The sequence below is a fragment of the Streptomyces sp. WAC07094 genome, from assembly GCF_036320405.1.
Lineage (GTDB): Bacteria > Actinomycetota > Actinomycetes > Streptomycetales > Streptomycetaceae > Streptomyces > Streptomyces lannensis.
The window spans coordinates 63,643-83,003 of sequence record NZ_JAVMJZ010000004.1; the positions used below are offsets into that span (position 1 = coordinate 63,643).

Genomic DNA, 19,361 nt, shown 5'->3' on the forward strand with positions numbered 1-19,361 from the left:
GCAGCATTCTCCTGCCAGGAGTTCACCATGTCCGTGTCCCCCGAACCCTCGGGATGCGATCCCGTCCGCTTCGCCTACTGGGTCCCGAACGTCAGCGGCGGCCTGGTCACCAGCACCATCGAGCAGCGCACCGACTGGGGTTACGACTACAACCGCGAACTGGCCGTGCTCGCCGAGAACAACGGCTTCGACTACGCCCTCACCCAGGTCCGCTACATGGCCAGCTACGGCGCCGAATTCCAGCACGAGTCGACCAGCTTCAGCCTTGCCCTGCTACTGGCCACGCAGCGGCTGAAGGTCATCGCCGCCGTCCACCCCGGCCTGTGGCACCCGGGCGTCCTCGCCAAACTCGGCGCCACCGCCGACCACCTGTCGAACGGGCGCTTCGCCGTCAACGTCGTCAGCGGTTGGTTCAGGGGCGAGTTCACCGCCCTCGGAGAGCCGTGGCTGGAACATGACGAGCGCTACCGCCGCTCCGAGGAGTTCATCCGTGCCCTGCGCCAGATCTGGACCGAGGACCACACCGAACTCGCCGGAGACTTCTACCGGTTGCGTGACTTCTCCCTCAAGCCCAAGCCGCTGAACACCCCGCAGCGCCCGCACCCGGAGATCTTCCAGGGCGGCAACTCCACCGCCGCTCGCGCCATGGCCGGCCGCGTCTCCGACTGGTACTTCAGCAACGGCAGGGACTTCGACGGCGTCACCGAGCAGATCAACGACGTTCGGGCATCGGCCACTCAAATCGGCCGTAGGGCACCGAAGTTCGGCCTCAACGGCTTCCTCATCGCCCGCGACACCGAGGCCGAGGCCCGCGAGACGCTCCGCGAGATCGTCGCCAAGGCCGACACCCGGGCGGTGCACGGTTTCCGCGACGCCGTCCAGCAGGCCGGTCCGTCCACCACCGACGGCAAGGGCATGTGGCAGGACTCCGGCTTCGAGGACCTCGTCCAGTACAACGACGGCTTCCGCACAGGTCTGATCGGCACTCCTGAGCAGATCGCCGAACGGATCGTCGCCTACAAACGGCTCGGCGTCGACCTCTTCCTCCTCGGCTTCCTGCACTACCTGGAGGAAGTCGAGTACTTCGGCAAGAAGGTGCTGCCCCTGGTGCGCGAACTGGAGGCACAAAAAGCCCGGTCCGCTCCCGCAGCCGCCCACGCCTGATTGCCGCCCGCACGCGAAACGACAAACCGAAAGGACCTTGCATGGCCACCGTCCTGTCCGTCTCCGGAAGCCCCTCCGCCACCTCCCGCACCGCCCGACTGCTGCGCCACCTGGACGAGCGGATCATCGCGCAGGGACACGATGTGATCCCGCTGGAGGTTCGTACGCTCCCCGCCGAGGCACTGCTCGGGGCCGACTTCGGCCACCCGGCGATCGTGCGGGCCACCGCCCTGTTCAAGCAGGCGGACGGGGTGGTGATCGGCACCCCCGTCTACAAGGCCGCCTACTCCGGAGTGCTGAAGTCACTGCTCGACCTGCTGCCGCAGTACGCCCTGGCGGGCAAGACAGTCCTCCCGCTGGCCACCGGCGGCACCACGGCCCATGTCCTGGCCATCGACTACGCCCTGCGCCCGGTCCTTGCCTCCATGGGCCCCGCGCACATCACGCCGGGCTGGTTCACGCTGGACAAGGACATCACGGTGGGCGAGGACGGCACCCTGACCATCGCGCCCGGCTCGGCCGAGGCCCTGGCACAGATCACCGACCAGTTCGCCGCGGCACTGGGCGGCCGTACGACGCTGCTGGCGGCCACCGGATGAGCGCCGCGACCGTGATCGCAGACGACGCCGAGGCCCTCGCCGTGGCCGCCGAGCTGGCCGCGGACTTCCGCAAGGACGCCGCCGAGCGGGACGCACAGCGCAGGCTCCCGCACACGGAACTGGAACGACTGTCCGCCTCCGGGCTGCTCGCCGTAACCGTGCCCGCCGAGTTCGGTGGCGCCGACGTCCGTACAGACACGCTCGCCGAGATCTTCCGGCTGCTCGCCGCCGCCGACGCCAGCCTCGCCCAGATCCCGCAAAGCCACTTCGTGTACGTGGGCGTGCTGCGCCGGCAGGGCACGCACGAGCAGCAGGAGTTCTTCTTCGGCGAGGTGCTGCGGGGGAAGCGGCTCGGAAACGCCCAGTCCGAGGCGGGCACCAAGCACGTCCAGGACATCCGCACCCGGCTCACACCGCGCCCGGACGGCTCGTACCTCCTCGACGGCGTCAAGAACTACTCCACAGGGGCCTTGTTCGCCGACTGGATCCCCGTCCTCACCCGCGCCGACGACGACGCCCTGCACGTGGCGTACGTCCCGCGCGACGCGCCCGGCCTCACGGTCGTCGACGACTGGGACGGTATGGGACAGCGCACCACCGCCAGCGGAACCGTCCGCCTGGAGTCGGTGCCCGTCCCCGCCGACCGGGTCCTACCGCACCACCTCACCTTCCAATCACCCCAACTCCACGGTGCGCTCGCGCAGTTGCTGCATGCAGCCATCGACGCCGGAATCGCCTCTGGAGCGCTGGCCGAGGCGGTGGAATTCGTCCGCACGAAGAGCCGCCCCTGGTTCGAGAGCGTCGAGGAGGGACACGAGACCGCGGCTGAGGACCCACTGCTGATCCAGCGGTTCGGCGAACTGGCGATCCGGGTACGGGCCGCCGACGCGCTGCTCGCCGCCGCGGCGAGGTCCGTGGACGCTGCCCGCGCGGAGCTGACCGACGACTCGGCCGCCGAGGCCTCGATCGCGGTGGCCGCGGCCAAGGTGACGGCGGCCAAGGCCGCCGTGGAAGTCGCCAGCGCCCTCTTCGAGGTCTCCGGTACGCGCTCCGCGCTCGACTCTCTGGGCCTGCACCGCCACTGGCGCGACGCGCGCACCCACACCCTGCACGACCCGGCCCGCTGGAAGGTCCAGCACATCGGCCGCTACGTCCTGAACGGCACCAGGCCACCCCGGCACGGCCTCCTTTGACCACCTGACCCATTCTGACGAACAGCACTGATCGGAGACCTCTGTGTCCCTCACGTTCCACTGGTTCCTGCCCACCAACGGCGACAGCCGCCACGTGGTCGGCGGCGGCCACGGCACTCCCGCCACCGCCTTCGGACGCGACCGCCCGCCGACCGTCGCCTACCTCAGCCAGATCGCCAAGGCCGCCGAGGACCTCGGCTTCGTCGGAGCGCTCACCCCCACCGGCGCGTGGTGCGAGGACGCGTGGCTGACCACCGCGATGGTCAGCCAGAACACCGAGCGCCTGAAGTTCCTGGTCGCCTTCCGCCCCGGTTTTGTCTCACCGACGCTCGCCGCCCAGATGGCCTCGACCTTCCAACGGCAGACCGGCGGACGGCTGCTCCTCAATGTCGTCACCGGCGGCGAGAGCCACGAGCAGCGTGCCTACGGCGACTTCCTGGACAAGGACGCCCGGTACCGCCGGACCGCCGAATTCCTGCAGATCGTACGGGAATTGTGGAACGACAAGACGGTCAGCCTGCACGGCGAGCACCTCCAGGTCGAGGACGCGAAACTGGCTCGGGTGCCCGATCCGGTCCCCGAGGTGTACTTCGGCGGCTCCTCGCCGATTGCAGGTGAGGTTGCCGCGCGGCACGTCGACGTCTACCTCACCTGGGGTGAACCGCCCGCCCAAGTCGCCGAGAAGATCGCTTGGGTCAAGGCGCTGGCCGCGAAGGAGGGCCGCACGCTGCGCTTCGGCATCCGGCTGCACGTCATCACCCGCGACACCTCCGATCAGGCGTGGGCGGAGGCCGACCGGCTCCTCGCCGGCTTCGACCCGCAGACCGTGAAGTCCGTGCAGGCCGGCCTCGCCCGCAGTGAATCGGAGGGGCAGCAGCGGATGCTCGCCCTGCACGGCGGCGGCAACCGCGCCGGCCTGGAGATTTATCCGAACCTGTGGGCGGGCATCGGCCTGGTGCGGGGCGGCGCGGGCACCGCCCTGGTCGGCAGCCACGACGAGGTCGCCGAGCGGATCAAGGAGTACCACGCCCTCGGTATCGACGAGTTCGTGCTCTCCGGCTACCCGCACCTGGAGGAGGCGTATTGGTTCGGCGAGGGCGTCCTGCCGAGACTTCAGGCGCAGGGTCTGTGGCAACACCCCCTCGGCAAGCAGACCGCCCCCTCCGCGCAGGTCCCCTTCGCGGGCGCCGGGAGTCCGCGATGAACCACAGCAGCCGCTGACGGGCCGTCCTCGCCGAGCAACGGCAGGCAGTTGACCTATAAGGGCTGTCCCGCAATGACGTGGCAGCGATGGCGCGAGCCGTTGATCGGGTAGGCGGGTGAGGGGCCAGGTGCTGGCCGTTTACCCTCGTGTTGTGGAGAAGTCCTGGGAGTCGCCGAATAGCACCGATGCCCTGGTGAGTGCGTTTCCGTCCCGGCTTGCTAGTGACGTCCGGAGTGTTCTGGCAGTCGTACCGGACGGCAGGCTCTCATCGGCGGACCCGTTGAATGTCGAGGTGTGGGGTGAGACTGTCACCATCCCCTATCGGATCTACCACGATGAGCCGAACGCCGACGTGGTGCGTTCACTGCCCGGGATCCAGCAGGTGATCTTGCACTGCCTGTACTCCCGGCACTGCGATGGCAGGGTCCGTCAGCGTCACCTCGAACAGATTGTGTGGCTGGACGAGGCGTGGGTGGTCCCGTTCGTCGTGCAGCTGGCCGGCGAGTACGTGGTGGAGATCCTTGAGGCGATCTACCGAGGGCTGCCCGGACTCGGTGTCCCGGACTCCGTCCAGCGCGGACTCTATGGGGAGTTCATCGCTCGGAATCCTGCGTTTTTCGCCAGCACGGAACGACGTGTGGTGAGCTACTGGTCCTGCTACTACCGCTGGAAATACCCGGAGTTCGGCACGTATCCGGGAAGCTCGCTGGCGGAAGCGTTTCGGGCCGCCGCCTCGGAACGGGCGGGCGCACCATGGCCCCGCCACACACCGGCTCCACTGATGAACACAGACGGACAGACGACCTGAGCCCTCCACCGTCTATCCGGTGAGGGCCAGGTTGTGCAGGCGGGCGATGCCGAGCATCGCGTGATGGACGCCAGCGCCTTTGAGCCGGCAGTCGCGCAGGATCTTCCAGCCCTTCATACGGGCGAAGGCGTGCTCGACCCGGGCGCGCACCTGCTTGTGGGACTTGTTGTGGGCTTCCTTCCACGCGGCCAGTTCCTCGCCCTTGCGGCGGCGGTGGGGCATCACGAGTCCGGTTCCGGGGTAGCTGCCGTCGGCGATCGTCAGGGTCCTGCCCACGGCAGCCTTCGCGCCGGACTCCGCCCACGCTTTGCAGTCGTTGCGGTTGCCTGGCAGGGGTCGGCCGACCACGACGATCAGGTGGGTGTCGGCGTCGATGACGACCTGGTGGTTGGTGGAGTATCGATAGTTCTTCGACTGCTCGGCCACCGTGTGGTCGCGGGTGGGTACCAGGGTGCCGTCCACAATAAGCACGGCGTCCTTCGCGAAGCGGAGCCGGGGCTGCAATGCGAGGAGCGGACCGAGCTGATCGATGATCCGGTCGGCTGCGGACTTCGAGATCCCGAACAGCAGGGCCAGCTGGCGCATCGTCAAGTTCGTGCGCCAATAGGTCGTGACCAGCAGCACCCGATCTTCCAGCGGCAGACTCCAGGGCCGGCCCCGGCGCACCTCGTCGCCGCCCTCGCGGCGCAGCGCCGTCACCAACTTGCGGAAGCAGCGCGGACTCAGGCCCGTGAACGGGCCTATCCAGGACGGCTCCGACGCCGTGATCACACCAGCCACATCAAGATCATTTCGAGGCCACCCCCGACACCACGTCCCGCACCAACCGCTCGGCGGCGCGGACGCACAGCCGTACATCACACCTGCTGACCACACATCCCGCAGCGCCGCGGCGAGACCGGGCGGCGCTGCCGCTGGATCCTGGGGGATCCGTTGCGGAGACCAGGAGCGGGAGTCTGGCCCAGGCGGCGCAGAGGTATCCCCTTCGCTAACCTCGCCCGTACTCCGGGGTCAGATCCTGGGTGCCGATCACCGAGAGCAGCTCGAACTGCTCCACCGCCGGGGTGCCCACGGCGGGGGTGAACCACAGCAGCCGCTGGCGGCCGTCCTCGCTGAACAACGACAGGCAGTTGACCTCGATCGTTCCCAGAGTTGGATGGACGATCCGCTTACGGTCGTTGCGTCGCACGGCGACGTCGTGCGCGGCCCACAGTTCGGCGAACTCCGCCGAAGCCTCGATCAGGTCGTCCACCAGGTGGCGCGCCTCCTCGTCCTGGCTGCCGCGGCGGGCCACCGCGGCCCGCAGGTCGGCCGTGAAGGCATGCGCGTGGTAGTCGTGATCGGCCTCCGGGTAGATCCGGCGCTCGGCCGGTTCGGTGAACCAGCGGTAGACCAGGCTCGCCCGCCGCCCCGCATAGGCCGACTCGTTGCCGATCAGCGCACGTGCCAGCGAGTTCTGGACCAGCGTGACGTGCAGGTCGGTGACGACCATGGCCGGTGTGTGCGGCATCCGGCTCATCAGGTCGAGCATGCCCGGGTGCACGTGCGATGCGGCGCTGCCCGCAGGCGGCACGGGCCGGCCGGCCAGGTGGTACAGATGGTTGCGCTCGTCGAGATCGAGCCGCAGCGCGCGGGCGAACGCGGCCAGCATCTGCTCCGACGGCTGCGCCCCGGACCCCTGCTCCAGCTCGGTGTAGTACTCCACCGACGCCCCGGCCAGATGAGCGACCTCATCACGGCGCAGCCCCGGAACACGGCGCCGTGGACCGCCCGGCAGGCCCACGTCGGAAGGCCGGATCCGGTCGCGGCGCGACTTGAGGAACGCGCCGAGCTCGTGAAGGTCCATGCCCCCAGTCTCGCTGCTGCCGCACCCGTTACCCAGGGGGTGGCAACCCCTGGGTAAGCGCCATCTGCCTCTCCGGGCGTTCGCGACGGACAGTGATGGCAGGCAGCCCACGACCGCTGCCCGCCATCACACAAGCCCTCGAGGAGCCGGATATGCCCTTCGCGAACTTCAAGGTCCCTGCCGGATCCCTCACGGCCGAGCAGACCAAGACCCTCATCGCCCGCACCACGGACCTGTACGCCGAGATCTACGGGGAGGCGGCGCGCCCGGCCACCCTGGTCCTCGTCGAGGAGGTTCCCGACGGCGGCTGGGGGATCGCAGGCAGCGCCCTGACCCTGTCGATGATCCAGAGCAGGCAGGACCAGGGCTGAACCTCCCACCCGCCCGCACTTACTACTGATCATTCAATGAATCGAGTTTTCGTCATGGCTTCCACCCCACCGGCCACGGACCGCCCCGCCAGGATCGCTCTTGTCACGGGAGGCAACCGCGGCCTCGGGCGCTCGGTCGTCGAGTCGCTCGCCGCCGCAGGCACCGACATCGTGTTCACCTTCCGCTCCCACGAGGAGGAAGCCAAGGAGGTCGCCGACGCCGTCGCCGCACTGGGCCGCACCGCGGTACCACTGCACCTGGACACCACACAGACGCAGACCTTCGCCGCGTTCACCGACCGGCTCCGGCAGGCCCTTCAGACGAACTGGGGCCGCGACAGCCTGGACATCCTGGTCAACAACGCCGGCTTCTCCGGGAGCACCGTCCTCGGCGCCACGGACGAGAAGACGATCGACGAACTGTTCGCCGTCCACGTCAAGGGCGTCTACCTGCTCACCCAGGCACTCGCCACGGCCGAGGAGGGCGCCGAGCCCCTGCTCGCGGACGGCGGGCGCATCATCAATCTCTCCTCCGGCCTGGCCCGGTTCGTCACCGCCCCCTACGCCGTGTACGGAGCGATGAAGGGCGCGGTGGAGGTCCTCACCCGCTACTGGGCGGTGGAGCTCGGGTCTCGCGGGATTTCGGTGAACACCATCGCCCCGGGGCCCGTGGCGACCGACTTCGCCGACGGCTACCTGCGCGCCAGCCAGGACGTGCAGAAGGCCATGAGCGGCATGACGGCCCTGGGTCGCATCGCCCACGCCGAGGACATCGGTCCCGCCGTCGCCGCCCTGACAAACGAGGGAACCCACTGGATCACCGGCCAGCGAATCGAGGCCAGCGGAGGCTTCCGGATGTAGCCGGACACCGCCCGGCACAGGGTCCGGCCGGAGCGCCTTGCTCGGCGGGGGGAAGCGGGCGCGGAGGGTCAGGTGGGCCAGTGGCGTGACGGATCATGCCGGCCTGCGGCAGCGTCGGCCCGCCCCGCGGTCCCTACCCCGGCCGGTGCAGGCCGCGCCCCGCCCCGCGGTCTCCACCCCGGCCGCAGCGGGACCCGCCCGCCGTGCCGAGGAAGTTCTGCGGCGGGCGGGAACATGCGCCGGGTGCCGGTGGTTATGGAAGGCGTGGTGGTGAAGGGGACAGTGTCCCCGGGCCTCACCTATTGCCCATGAGGACGATCGTTCGGCTGAAGCCTCATGGAGCCTTTCGCCGCGTAGGCGACCGCCCTTCACCACCGCATACGCTCATCAGCCCCGGCCGGCGCCCGTCGCCGGCCGGGGCTGTCCTCGTTGCTGCGGTGCGGGCCCGGCGCCGGGCCCGCCGGCCACCCCCGCATCCGCGGGGGACACTCGGCCCAGGCGCACCGCGGTAAGCGGTGACAGGTCTTCAAGCACTCAGCGGCACAAGCAGTCAACGGTTCGACTCCCCGTGGGAAGCATCCCACGGCGTGTGCCGCGGTCAGCCGATCCGGCCCACGTGAAGGATCACGATGCGCCGACCGGAGGGCGGAAGAGCGCAGCCCCCGTGACTCGTCATCCGGCTTTCGTCGTTCCCGGTGCCTGGGTCCTCTCGCGCCGGAAGCGGGCGGGTGTGGTGCCCAGATGGGCCCGGAAGGCCCGGGAGAACGCGGACTCGGAGGAGTAGCCGACCTGGCCGGCGACGCTCGCCACGGTCGCGTCGGTGGTGGTGAGCAGTTCCGCCGCCGCCATCAGCCGCGCGCGGGCGAGGAAGGCGCCCACGGTCGTCCCGGTGTCCCGGGTGAAGTGGCGCAGGAAGGTGGCGCGGGACATGGCGGCCGCGCGGCTGAGCCGTTCGATCGTCCAGTCGGCCCCCGGCTCGTTCAGCATGCCCTCCACGGCCGACGCGATCCGGCCGTCGGCCGCCGCGGTCCACAGGGTGGCCCCCGTGGCCTCGCCCCGCGCGGTCCGCAGCACCATCGCCAGCAGCACGGTGCACAGGGCGGAGAGGATCGCCGCGGTGCCCTCGCCCTCGCGGCGCGCCTCACCGCGCATCAGGGCGCTGAGCATCCGCAGCACTTCGTCGCTCTCGGCCGACTGCCCGAAGGAGACGTGTACCGGGTCGGGCAGGCTCGCGAACAGCAGCGAGCCCGCACCGGCGTCGAAGGTGTAGTGCCCGCAGAACAGGTCGATGACGGGTTCTCCGCCGTGCTCGCTGCGCGTGGTCACGAACGCCTCGCCGGCCGTGTCCGCCGTCCCCGCCGGGCCGGCTTCGCCGGCGGTGATGACCCGGTGCGGGGCGCCGCTCGGGATCATCACCACGTCCCCGGGGCGCAGGTCGAGCAAAACCGTGCCCACCTGCAGCCGGCATGCGCCGTCCAGCAGCACATGGAACGGCGCCTCCAGCTCGCCGTAGGCCGGCACGTGCATCCTGGTGCCGGCCCCGAGCAGGCAGCGCTTGTCCAGGGCGGCCTTCAGGCGGGCCATGCGCAGCAGCCGGCTGACTGAGTCCACGGTGAGACTTTCGGGCAGGAAAGCGAGACGGTCGAGTCTATTTGTACCAGCGCAGGGCGTCGCAGACTCGAGGCATGGAGATCACCACAGCGCTCACCGCGGATATTCTGGTCATCGGCTTCGGCAAGGGCGGCAAGACCGCCGCCCGCGTGCTCGCCGACGCCGGCCGCCGAGTGGTCCTGATCGAACAGTCCGCGAACATGTACGGCGGGACCTGCCCGAACGTCGGCTGTGTACCGACCAAGATGCTCGTCCACTACGCCACCACCAAGCGCCTGCAGGACGACGCGCAGCAGTACTTCGCCCAGTCGGTCGACGGCGTCCGCGCGCTGACCAGCGCCTTCCGCGCCGGCAACTTCGAGGCGCTGAACGGCAAGGACACCGCGACGGTCATCACCGGCACGGCCCGGTTCCTCGATCCGCACACCGTCGCGGTGGGGGAGGGACGGGACCTCATCACCGTCACCGCCCCCACGATCCTGGTCAACACCGGGTCCGAGCCGGTCATCCCCCCGATTCCCGGCCTCGCGGACAGCTCCCACCTGGTCTCCAGCACGGAACTCACCCAGACGCAGAACCTGCCCGAGCGTCTGGTCGTCCTGGGAGGCGGCTACCTCGGCCTGGAGTTCGCAGGCATCTACCGGCACTTCGGCACCGAGGTCACCGTCCTGGAAGCAGCCGACCGGCTCCTTCCCCGGGAGGACGAGGACATCGCCGAGGCCGTCCAGGAGATCCTCACCGGCGACGGCATCCGCATCATCACCGGCGCCAAGGTCACCGAGGTCCGCGACAACGGCGCCGTCTCCACGGTCGTGTACGACAAGGACGGGCGGACCCACACCGTCGAGGCATCCGCGCTGCTGCCCGCCACCGGGCGCCGCCCCGTCACGGCCGGCCTCCATCTCGACGCCGCCGGCGTCCACACCGCGCCGAACGGCGCGATCGTGGTGGACGAGTACCTGCGCAGCAGCCAGCCGCACATCTACGCACTGGGCGACGTCAACGGCGGCGAGCAGTTCACCTACATCTCCCTGGACGACGCGCGCATCGTCCTGGACCAGCTCCTGGGCGAGGGCAAGCGCACCACCGGTGACCGCAGGGCGGTGCCCCACACCCTGTTCATCACCCCGCCGCTTGCCACCGTCGGGCTGACCGAGAGCCAGGCGCGGGCACAAGGGCTGAACATCACGGTCGCGCGGGAGAAGGTCGCCGACATCGTGGCCATGCCCCGCGCCTACACGGTCGAGGAGACCCGCGGTGTCATGAAGTTCATCGTGGACTCGGACACCGACCTGATCCTCGGAGCCGCGCTGCTCAGCATCGACGCGCAGGAGATCATCAACACCGTCGCGCTGGCCATGCGGCACCACATCACCGCAACCCAGCTCCGCGACTCGATCTACACCCACCCGAGCTCGACCGAAGCCCTCAACGAGGTCTTCGACAAAGTCCTGCCCTGACCGGCCCGGCCGCGCATCCCGATGGGCGTCCGCCCAGACACGGCACGCGGTCACAGGCACCTGTCTCGGCCAGATACGCCACACCAACGCAAGCCGGAGTGCGTGTGGCGAAGGCCGAGGCGGTGCGGTGCGCGGCGGCCCAAGGGGGGACCGTCACCGCCACGACACCGGTCGGTTTGCCGGACGGCGTCACGCGGCGCGGCTTGCCACCTCCGGGGACCCGCCGCAAGCCGATCGGCGCTGCGTGAATCCACGGACCCGGCGTATACGCGAAAAGCTTGCATCGCCTGCCGCACTACCCCTCACGCGGCGTCGACACGGCTGTCCTCCTGCCAGGAGACACCTTGACCACTCGACGAGGCAGGACCCCGTGCACACGTCGGGAAGAGATTCCAGTCGGCGACGGAGATGATGCAGGAGGAGGAGAAAGCCGTCGCCTCCTTCGCTGTGCGGCGGGTCCGGCCGACGTCCGCGGTCGACGACGTGTGCGCCGACGGCCTGGCCGAACGAGGTCGATCAGCCGTTCCGCCTTCCCAGGAGAAAAGGACCATGCACCACCAGAAGAACAGGCCTTTCGAACTCGCCGACGTCCAGATGCACCCGCACCGACTCGCCGAGGGGGTGTACGCCGTCATGGCGAGCGACGTCGATGCCACCGACCACACCGCGACCAACGCCGGGTTCGCCGTGGGTGATTCAGGAGTGCTGGTGGTCGAGTCGCTGAGCAACGGCCGATTGGCGTCCCAGGTCATCGGCGAGGTGCGCAAAGCGACCCCGCTGCCCATTCGGTTCCTGGTCAACACCAGTTTCCACGGCGACCATTGCTTCGGAAATTTCGCCTTCCCGGCGCAGACGGTGATCATCCATCACGAGGCGACCAAGCGTGTCATCGACGAGCGCTTCGAGCAGGACCGCGCCTTCATGATCGACCTGCTCGGCGCGAACGCCGGCATCGAAGAGGCCGTGGCCCGCTCAGCGGACGTCACGGTCACCGGGTCCTGCTCCCTCGATCTGGGAGGCAAGCATGTGGACATCGAGCACATCGGCTACGCCCAGACCGACGGCGACCTGGTCGTGCGCATACGCGAGGACAACATCGTCTTCGTCGGGAACATGCTGCAGGCGCCGCCCCCGGCATTCCCCTGGCTGTTGGAAGGGCGAGCCGACGAGGCGCTCGTCACCTACCGGCGCCTGCACGACATCCTCGACGACGACACCCTGATCGTGCCGGGCCACGGCCGGACCATGCGCCGCGCCGACATCCTGCATTCCATCGCCTACCTCGAGAAACTGATCAGCCTGGCGCGGGACGCCCAGGACAGCAAACTGCCCCCCGATCAGGCCCGCGAGGCGCTCGCGATGAAGGAATACAGCGACTACAGCATGTACGAATTCATCCACTTCCAGGTCAACATCCCCGCGGTGCTGAGCCAATGAGCGGCGAGCCCACCATCCGCGACACCGAGGCCCCTCGGCCACCCCGGCAGCAGAAAGAGGATGTCGACGCGGCGAGCAACCCAGACGCCGGTAAAGGCGGCGCCGGCCCAAGACGGCCTTCTGCCAGGAGCCGCGCTACGCATCCGGTTGATTGCGGCGACCTCTCCAACGACAGCGCGGCCGTTCTTCTGCCTGCCGCGGCGGGTCCGTAGGGCACGCGCCGGGCATCGTCAGGTCATGTGTGAGCCGCAGACGACGACCGGCCATGGATCCATCCGCGCTCACGGTCCGGTGGCGGGGGACACGGGGCTCTGTTCGCGCAGGCACCAGTCCAGTGCAGCCGGCCATGGGCCGTATCCGTCCTGAGGGGTGATGTGGCCGGCGGCGGGCAGGACGTCGCAGTCCAATCCGAGCGCAGCGCTCCACGCGCGTGGGTCGGCGGGAGCGTAGGGATCGGTCGCCGAGACGACCACATGCGGCGCTTTGGCCGACGCGGCGGTAAGCAGCTCACGGTCGATGCCGTCGAGCCTGAACTCTTCATTGCCGTTGGCCGCGGTGAACGCTTGGTCACCCAGCGGGGACACCAGCAGCACCCGGGTGACACGCAGGTCCTCCGGCAGGCTCTGAGCGGCGTGCAGCCACAGGGCACAGCCCAGGGAGTGGCACACCACGACGCGTTCCTGTTCGCCGAGTTGGGCCAGCTCGGCGTGCAGGAGATCGATCCATTCACTCATCGACGGCTGCTCGGGCGTGGGGAACTGCGGATAGAGCACCTGCTCACCCCGCTGACGCAGGGCCTCGGTCAACCACCACAGCCAGTGGTCCCGCGGGCGACGGTGCTGCACACCGTGCACCATGAGGAAGCGCCGCGCCGGCGGAGGCGAGCTGGGCATCTCGGTCACCTGTCTCCTTCGTCCCGAACCCGATCCACGGGTCGCGGCAACTGTAAGGCCACGATGCAGATGATCTTCCGACGTGAACCGGCGGAGGCCGCACTGAAGCTGGGCGACACCTGGCAGGTGGGATTCCCTCAACCGGGGTGCACGTCCTGGCAGTCCACGCCCGACAGTCGCGTCTTCGTCACGTTCCGGCCCGTAAGACAGTTCAGGCAGTCGGATCAACGGCCCAGACGAACGGCAGGCGCCCCGGCCCGGGTACAGCAACGAACCGCTTGGACTCTGTGGCCGCGAATGAGGTTGGTTACGCTCTGTCCGCCGGCCGGTTCGAGAGCGGGGAACGCCCGCTCGTGGGCCGCCTCGAGCCCGCCTAGGAGGTCACCGGCTACCGCCGACCCCGGTCTCAAGTGAGTGACCTGCGCAGCCGAAACGGGTGGCCCCTCAGTCGACGCCCCTTCGCTACCGCCCTGTTGGTCGGCCGACAGGAGTTCCACCGCCGCGCGTTGACGCCCGGGTCTCGTACCCGGGGGCCTCAACTCGCCTGGGCGATCAGCTTCCTGATCGCCCTGGCGGTGGTCAGCACAGCAGTTGTTCTGCCGAGAGGTCGGTTCGGGACCGACCGCGTCCTTGGAGACGCACCCACCCGGGATCCAGGTGCGGCCCCAACGGGTTCCGATGTTTCCATTCCTTCCCTGCCGTTTTCAGAAAGGGATAAAGGCATCGTGGTCCGCCGTCCTGACAGGCGCAGGGGCGCTCGAGGACCGGGCTGCGCGCCCGGACTGCGGGGCCGAGTCGGCCGGGGTGCAAGGCCGGTCCGGTGCAGCTCACCGCAGGTCTGATCGGCCTGGAGGGCTTGGGGGAAGGTCCGGCCCGCAGCGAACGCCCTGCGTGACCGGGCCGCCGGGTCGGTATCGGGCGATGCACCGGGTGTTCGAGGTGCTGTCCGGGCCGCCGGCCCAGCCGACGATGCCGGGAGTGCGCCACGGGCGGTTCGGACGGCTCCCTTCGACGGCTGCAGCTTCATGGACCGGCGACCGTTGGCCGCTGCCATGCCCTGGCATACCGACCTCACCCTGATACGGCACGAGCCGAGGCAGCGGGGTCCGGCTGCTGCGCGAACCGCAGGAGTCCGGGGCGCTCGCAGCACGCCTGGCGCATGATCGGCTGCGTTTGCTGGTGACCCAGGGACGGGGCATCGATGCGCGCCGAGGCAGACCGGCTGGCACGGGAGGTCGCCGCCCGAATGGATCATGAACGGCCGAGGTGCGGGTGCACGACTGCCCACGGTGCCTGCGACTGCTTGCGGTGAGCGGCTTTCAGGGCACGCTAACCTCTCGCCGGTGTGCTGTCGCGGCAGGATCCGCCGACCGCGCAGGGATGTGTGAGACAGGATGCGGGCAGAAAGGTTCGGGCCCCATGGTTGAGCGTGCCGCCGCGCGCCGCATCGGCGCGGCCGTCGTGTCCCTGGCCGCGCTCGGGACCGCGGCGGGACAGGGGTGGGCGCAGCCCTCGTCGGCGCTGGTCGATCAGACCGCCTTACGTGCCGAGACGGCCTCGGTGACCGTCAAAGGCAGTGCCCGCGGGGAGAGCGGCGGGTGGCGGCTCACCAGCCGCCGCAACCAGCCGCCGCAACGGCTTGGGGCCGCCGCCGTCCGCATGTTGCCCCCTGCCGCATTGCACGGCGCCGACCGGGTGCCTCGGGGCGCCGCTCTTGTCGTCGGTGTGTCCCGGTCGACTCCGTCCGCCGACTACGTTCCCGTCAGCGAGACGGTCAAGGGCAGGGTGGGGGACACCGCCGTGGTCCGCTTCGGTGTGGCGAACCTGGGCCCCGGTACCCCGGACGGCGCAGCCCTCGGATCGTTCGCGGTGGTGCCCCCGGCCGGGACCACGGTCACGTCCATTCCCTGGGAAGGGGACGACGACGACCGGAGATACTCATGCCGGCCACCGCAGGACAAGGACAACGACTTCTTCCTGTGCGACCTCTCGCAGCGAAGCGCCCCACAGCCTGGATCCCCCGTCACCATCGGTTTCCACATCCGCATCGACAAGCGGATTCCCGGTGCCGAGGGCTCCATCACCGTGTACGGTCCGAACGACCCGGTGGCGGGCAACGACCGCGACGCGATCCCCGTCGAGGCCGCACCTGCGCCGCTGTGGCGGTGGCAGAACCCGCTCTGGCGCTGGCAGCACTGGGTGCTGGCGGCTGGGGTGCTGGCCTTTGCCGCAGCGGGCAGGTGGTTCGTCAAGAGCCGGCGGCAGCACAGGTCCTAGCACCGCCCCCCGGCCCGTGTCCTCGGCGGTGTTCGTGGCGGGGGCCGCGCATCGCGGCACGGCGAGCAGGGGTGGCGCCGTGATCGCAGTGGTGGACACGGTGCCGTGACCAGCACGAAGGGCCGCCACCTGAGGATCGCCGCAGCCCCGCCCAGCCCTTCCACGGCGCACGGACTTCCCGGATACGGTGTCCCCGACCTGAGTGCCAAGGATTTTTTTGTCCGCCTGTTGATCCGCGTCCGCCTCGTTCGACCTTGAGGTGAGAGGGCCGAGAGACGGCCCTTCTGCCAAGGAGACCGAAGATGGCGAAGTACATGCTCATCATGCGCGGCACGGACGAATCCGTTGCGAAGATGATGGCCACGCCCTTCGAGGAAATGCTCGAGACGGTGGGCCGCTTCAACGAGGAGTTGATCCGTGCCGGCGTGCTCGTGGCCGCCGAGGGCCTGGACGACCCTGCGCAGGGTGTGGTGGTCGACTTCAGTGGTGAGACGCCGGTGGTCACCGATGGTCCGTACGGTGAGACGAAGGAGCTGTTCGGTGGCTTCTACGTGATCGACGTGGCATCGAAGGAGGAGGCCGTCGAGTGGGCCAAGCGGCTCCCGGCGGTCGCCGGCTCCAAGTGCGAGGTCCGCCGCGTTCCGGGCATCGAGGAATTCCCGCAGGACAACGAGTGGATCATCAAGGAGCGGGCTTGGCGCGAGAGGACCGGCCAGCTGTGACGCCCGAGGCCGCCGGCGGCCCGCCGAGCGCCGAGTCGGCACGGCGGGCCGTCGAGGCCGTCTGGCGGATCGAGTCCGCACGGATCGTAGGCGCGCTGGCCCGCTACACCGGTGACTTCGAGCTCGCCGAGGACGTCGCCCAGGAGGCGGTGACGGAGGCGCTCGTCACCTGGTCGCGCGACGGCACTCCGACGCACCCGGTGAACTGGCTGCTGGCGACCGCGCGCCGACGCGCCATCGACAGCTTTCGCCGCCGCTCGGCACTCGACGCGCGGTACGCCGTACTCGCAAGCCGGCTCACCGAGGGCGACCTGAGCTCGGGTGTGGTGGACCCGCCGGGCCGGTCGGAGGACCTGCCGTGGGATCCCGACCGGATCGACGACGACGTCCTTGCGCTGATGTTCATCTCCTGCCACCCGGTGCTCTCGCCCGAGGCCCGCGTGGCCCTGACGCTGCGCGTGGTCGGCGGTCTGTCCAGCGAGGAGATCGCCCGGGCGTTCCTGGTGCCCACACCGACGATTCAGGCACGGATCACGCGGGCGAAGAAGACCATCGCCGCGGTCGGAGTGCCGTTCGAGCTGCCGCCGGCACAGCAACGGCACAAGCGGCTCGGAGGTGTGTTGAGCGTGCTGTACGTGATCTTCACCGAGGGCTCGACGGCGACCACCGGTGACCGCCTGCTGCGCCCCGACCTGGCGTACGAGGCCATCCGACTGGCCCGGATGCTGGCCGCGTTGCAGCCCGACGACCCGGAAGTGCACGGGCTGCTTGCCCTCTTGGAGCTCACGGCCGCACGCTTTCCCGCACGCACCGGCCCGGATGGCGAGGCAGTGCTCCTGGAGGATCAGGATCGGCGCCTGTGGGACCGGTCGGCGATCCGTCGAGGTGTGGCTGCGCTCGGCCGTTCCTCGGCCCTCGGACGCGGCCTGGGACCGTACGGTCTGCAGGCGTCGATCGCCCTGTGCCATGCGTCGGCGTCCTCGGTGCGGGAGACGGACTGGGAGCGCATCGTGCTCCTGTACGAGGCACTCTGCCGCCTTGCACCCTCACCCATCGTCGAGCTCAACCGGGCCGTCGCCATCGCGATGGCTGAAGGCCCGCAGCAGGCGCTGACCGTGGTGGACGAACTGACGGCCTCCGGCCGCCTGTCGGGCTCGCACCTGCTTCCGAGCGTGCGTGGCGAGTTGCTCATCCAGCTCGGCCGGACTGCCGAGGCACGGACCGAGCTGGAACTCGCCGCCCGCCTGTGCCGCAACACCCGTGAACGATCAGTGCTGCTGCGCAAGGCAGTTGCGCTGGAGTGACACCGGGTGCAGCCCGGCGAGCAGCCGCCAGGCGGAGCCCGCCCCTCGCTGCCTGCTGGCGGGCGCGGCGTATCGCAAGGGCGCCCTGGTCCCGAGTGGAGACCAGGGCTTGGACCGACGATCGGCGTCACCCCTGCGCCGGGGTGCCCAGGGAGCGGGGCCCGCTCATGCGGCGGGGGTGAGTTCCGCGCGGCCGAACAACAGCGCGTACCCGCAGGGGAGTTGGTTCAGGATGCGGGTGAGGAGGTCGGGCCCGGCCAGGGCTGCCACCGCGCAGAGGACCGAGCCGGTGTCCCATCGAGTGGTGGCTATGGTGGCGCCGGTGCGATCGGCGAGGTCCTTGACGAAGTCGAAGCCGGTCAGAGGCTGGATGTCCGGAATCTGCCCGCTGAGGGTCTGTGCGGCTTCCAGAGGGAGGCGGGCGGCCAGCTCGACGCGTTCGTCGCCCGTCAGCTGGCGTCCAAGGCCGGCGAGGACCAGGCGGACGGCTTGCTCGGCCCGTTCCCGTGTGGGGTAGGCGCCTTCGTAGCGGACCTTCTCCAGCAGCTGCTCGTAGGTTATCGCGGACAGGTGCTGGAAGGGCGCACGCCTGTCGGACATCACTGCGGTATGTGCCTTTCTCAATCGGTCTGGTGCCGGTGCGTGGACACCAGGGATGGAGGTGGTCAGGTGGGCTGGGGGCGGCCGAACAGCAGGTCGTAGCCCCCGGGCAGCTGGAGCAGGATCTGCCCCAGCAGGTCGTCGCCGACAGCGTCGGCGACCGTGCTGAGGACGGCGCTGACGTCCCAGGCCGCGGTCTGTTCGGTGGCTCCTTCGATCCAGGCTGCCGTCGCGCGCACGAAGCGCTCCGGTGACAGGGGTTCGGCGCTGTGCAGCGGGTTGAGCAGGATCAGGGCGAAGTCTTCCGGCAGGCGAGCTGCCAGCTGGGCGCGCACGTCTCCGACCAGATGGGCGCCCAGCAGCGCGAGGACCACGCGGGACGCGCGCTCCGCCTCCTGCCGGCTGTCGTACGTGCCGCGTTCTTGGACGTAGTCCAGGAACGCTTCCCATCGCAGGGTCACGTCGGCCGCCACCCTTCCTTCGGTGCTGTGGGTGCGGAGGACGGGATGAAGGGGAGATCAGATGCCCGTCCTCCGCCGCCGTTCGACCCGTATCGGCCGGCTCAGCCGGCGATCTCCTTGCGGTCGGAGCGCCCGCCGATGGCGATCTTGCGGGGCTTGGCGCGCTCGGCGATCGGGATGCGCAGGGTGAGCACCCCGGCTTCGTAGTCGGCCTTGATGCGGTCGGTGTCCAGCGTGTCCGCCAGCACGATCTGGCGGGAGAAGACACCCAGCGGTCGCTCCGACAGTTCCATCTGCACGTCGTCGGCCTTCGCCACGGGCCGGCGTTCGGCCTTGACGGTCAGCATGTTCCGTTCGACGTCGATGTCGATCGCCTCCGCGCTGACGCCGGGGAGGTCGAAGGCCACCACGTACTCGTCACCCTCGCGGTAGGCGTCCATCGCCATCGCGGCCGGCCGCGACCAGGTGCCCGGACCCAGCAGCTGCTGCGTCAGCCGGTCGAGCTCACGGAAGGGGTCAGTGCGCATCAACATCGTGAAAACACCTCCAG

General features: G+C 69.6%; 19 protein-coding genes. 12 read left to right on the forward strand and 7 right to left on the reverse strand.

Annotated elements, in window-relative coordinates; translation table 11 throughout:
* The first annotated feature begins 27 nt into the window (after window positions 1–27).
* The 5 genes from sfnG (at window position 28) to RCR19_RS42205 (ending at window position 4,968) form a co-directional block, all read left to right on the forward strand.
* Window positions 28–1,164, forward strand: a complete 1,137-nt coding sequence (sfnG, locus tag RCR19_RS42185; RefSeq protein WP_331270398.1) for a dimethylsulfone monooxygenase SfnG — start codon at window positions 28–30, stop codon at window positions 1,162–1,164.
* Window positions 1,165–1,205: 41 nt separating this feature from the next.
* Window positions 1,206–1,763, forward strand: coding sequence for an NADPH-dependent FMN reductase (gene ssuE / locus RCR19_RS42190; protein ID WP_331270399.1), 558 nt, complete (start codon window positions 1,206–1,208; stop codon window positions 1,761–1,763).
* The gene (locus tag RCR19_RS42195; protein WP_331270400.1) at window positions 1,760–2,956 is read left to right on the forward strand and encodes an SfnB family sulfur acquisition oxidoreductase; all 1,197 of its coding nucleotides are present in this window, start codon (window positions 1,760–1,762) and stop codon (window positions 2,954–2,956) included. Before ssuE ends, RCR19_RS42195 begins: the two co-directional genes overlap by 4 nt.
* A gap of 43 nt (window positions 2,957–2,999) precedes the next feature.
* On the forward strand, window positions 3,000–4,160 hold the full coding sequence (locus tag RCR19_RS42200) for an LLM class flavin-dependent oxidoreductase (protein WP_331270401.1): 1,161 nt from the start codon (window positions 3,000–3,002) through the stop codon (window positions 4,158–4,160).
* A 151-nt stretch (window positions 4,161–4,311) separates the two neighbouring features.
* Window positions 4,312–4,968 (forward strand): hypothetical protein, encoded by a 657-nt coding sequence (locus RCR19_RS42205; RefSeq protein WP_331270402.1) that lies wholly within the window; start codon window positions 4,312–4,314, stop codon window positions 4,966–4,968.
* Window positions 4,969–4,980: 12 nt separating this feature from the next.
* Here the strand turns inward: RCR19_RS42205 and RCR19_RS42210 are convergent, their stop codons facing one another.
* Window positions 4,981–5,748: a transposase gene (locus RCR19_RS42210; RefSeq protein ID WP_331270403.1), complete on the reverse strand. Its 768-nt coding sequence runs from the start codon at window positions 5,746–5,748 to the stop codon at window positions 4,981–4,983.
* Window positions 5,749–5,956: 208 nt separating this feature from the next.
* Window positions 5,957–6,814 carry a helix-turn-helix transcriptional regulator gene (locus RCR19_RS42215; RefSeq protein WP_331270404.1) on the reverse strand — a complete coding sequence of 286 codons (858 nt, stop codon included), beginning with the start codon at window positions 6,812–6,814 and terminating at the stop codon, window positions 5,957–5,959.
* Window positions 6,815–6,966: 152 nt separating this feature from the next.
* Here RCR19_RS42215 and RCR19_RS42220 point away from each other — a divergent pair, with 152 nt between their 5' ends.
* Window positions 6,967–7,185, forward strand: a complete 219-nt coding sequence (locus RCR19_RS42220) for a 4-oxalocrotonate tautomerase family protein (protein ID WP_331270405.1) — start codon at window positions 6,967–6,969, stop codon at window positions 7,183–7,185.
* Window positions 7,186–7,239: 54 nt separating this feature from the next.
* Complete coding sequence (locus RCR19_RS42225) at window positions 7,240–8,046, forward strand: SDR family oxidoreductase (RefSeq protein WP_331270406.1); 807 nt, start codon at window positions 7,240–7,242, stop codon at window positions 8,044–8,046.
* A gap of 672 nt (window positions 8,047–8,718) precedes the next feature.
* On the opposite strand, the gene RCR19_RS42230 is transcribed toward RCR19_RS42225, so the two are convergent.
* Complete coding sequence (locus RCR19_RS42230) at window positions 8,719–9,657, reverse strand: AraC family transcriptional regulator (RefSeq protein ID WP_331270407.1); 939 nt, start codon at window positions 9,655–9,657, stop codon at window positions 8,719–8,721.
* Between the two features lie 74 nt (window positions 9,658–9,731).
* On the opposite strand from RCR19_RS42230, the gene RCR19_RS42235 reads away from it, so the two are divergent.
* Together RCR19_RS42235 and RCR19_RS42240 are read left to right on the forward strand one after the other, a co-directional pair.
* Window positions 9,732–11,117 (forward strand): FAD-dependent oxidoreductase, encoded by a 1,386-nt coding sequence (locus RCR19_RS42235; protein ID WP_331270408.1) that lies wholly within the window; start codon window positions 9,732–9,734, stop codon window positions 11,115–11,117.
* A 549-nt stretch (window positions 11,118–11,666) separates the two neighbouring features.
* Complete coding sequence (locus RCR19_RS42240; protein WP_331270409.1) at window positions 11,667–12,554, forward strand: MBL fold metallo-hydrolase; 888 nt, start codon at window positions 11,667–11,669, stop codon at window positions 12,552–12,554.
* Between the two features lie 281 nt (window positions 12,555–12,835).
* Here the strand turns inward: RCR19_RS42240 and RCR19_RS42245 are convergent, their stop codons facing one another.
* Complete coding sequence (locus RCR19_RS42245; protein WP_331270592.1) at window positions 12,836–13,447, reverse strand: alpha/beta hydrolase; 612 nt, start codon at window positions 13,445–13,447, stop codon at window positions 12,836–12,838.
* A 1,419-nt stretch (window positions 13,448–14,866) separates the two neighbouring features.
* Here RCR19_RS42245 and RCR19_RS42250 point away from each other — a divergent pair.
* From RCR19_RS42250 to RCR19_RS42260, 3 genes are all read left to right on the forward strand, one after another.
* Window positions 14,867–15,724 carry a hypothetical protein gene (locus RCR19_RS42250; protein ID WP_331270410.1) on the forward strand — a complete coding sequence of 286 codons (858 nt, stop codon included), beginning with the start codon at window positions 14,867–14,869 and terminating at the stop codon, window positions 15,722–15,724.
* A 302-nt stretch (window positions 15,725–16,026) separates the two neighbouring features.
* Complete coding sequence (locus RCR19_RS42255; protein ID WP_059132830.1) at window positions 16,027–16,446, forward strand: YciI family protein; 420 nt, start codon at window positions 16,027–16,029, stop codon at window positions 16,444–16,446.
* The gene (locus RCR19_RS42260) at window positions 16,419–17,750 is read left to right on the forward strand and encodes an RNA polymerase sigma factor (RefSeq protein ID WP_331270411.1); all 1,332 of its coding nucleotides are present in this window, start codon (window positions 16,419–16,421) and stop codon (window positions 17,748–17,750) included. The genes RCR19_RS42255 and RCR19_RS42260 overlap by 28 nt, the downstream gene beginning before the upstream one ends.
* A gap of 165 nt (window positions 17,751–17,915) precedes the next feature.
* Here RCR19_RS42260 and RCR19_RS42265 read toward each other — a convergent pair whose 3' ends face one another.
* From RCR19_RS42265 to RCR19_RS42275, 3 genes are all read right to left on the reverse strand, one after another.
* Entirely contained in the window at window positions 17,916–18,350 is a 435-nt protein-coding gene (locus RCR19_RS42265) for a DUF2267 domain-containing protein (RefSeq protein ID WP_331270412.1), read from the reverse strand.
* A 65-nt stretch (window positions 18,351–18,415) separates the two neighbouring features.
* Window positions 18,416–18,811: a DUF2267 domain-containing protein gene (locus RCR19_RS42270; RefSeq protein WP_331270413.1), complete on the reverse strand. Its 396-nt coding sequence runs from the start codon at window positions 18,809–18,811 to the stop codon at window positions 18,416–18,418.
* Between the two features lie 101 nt (window positions 18,812–18,912).
* Window positions 18,913–19,344: an Hsp20/alpha crystallin family protein gene (locus RCR19_RS42275; protein ID WP_331270414.1), complete on the reverse strand. Its 432-nt coding sequence runs from the start codon at window positions 19,342–19,344 to the stop codon at window positions 18,913–18,915.
* Window positions 19,345–19,361: the final 17 nt, after the last annotated feature.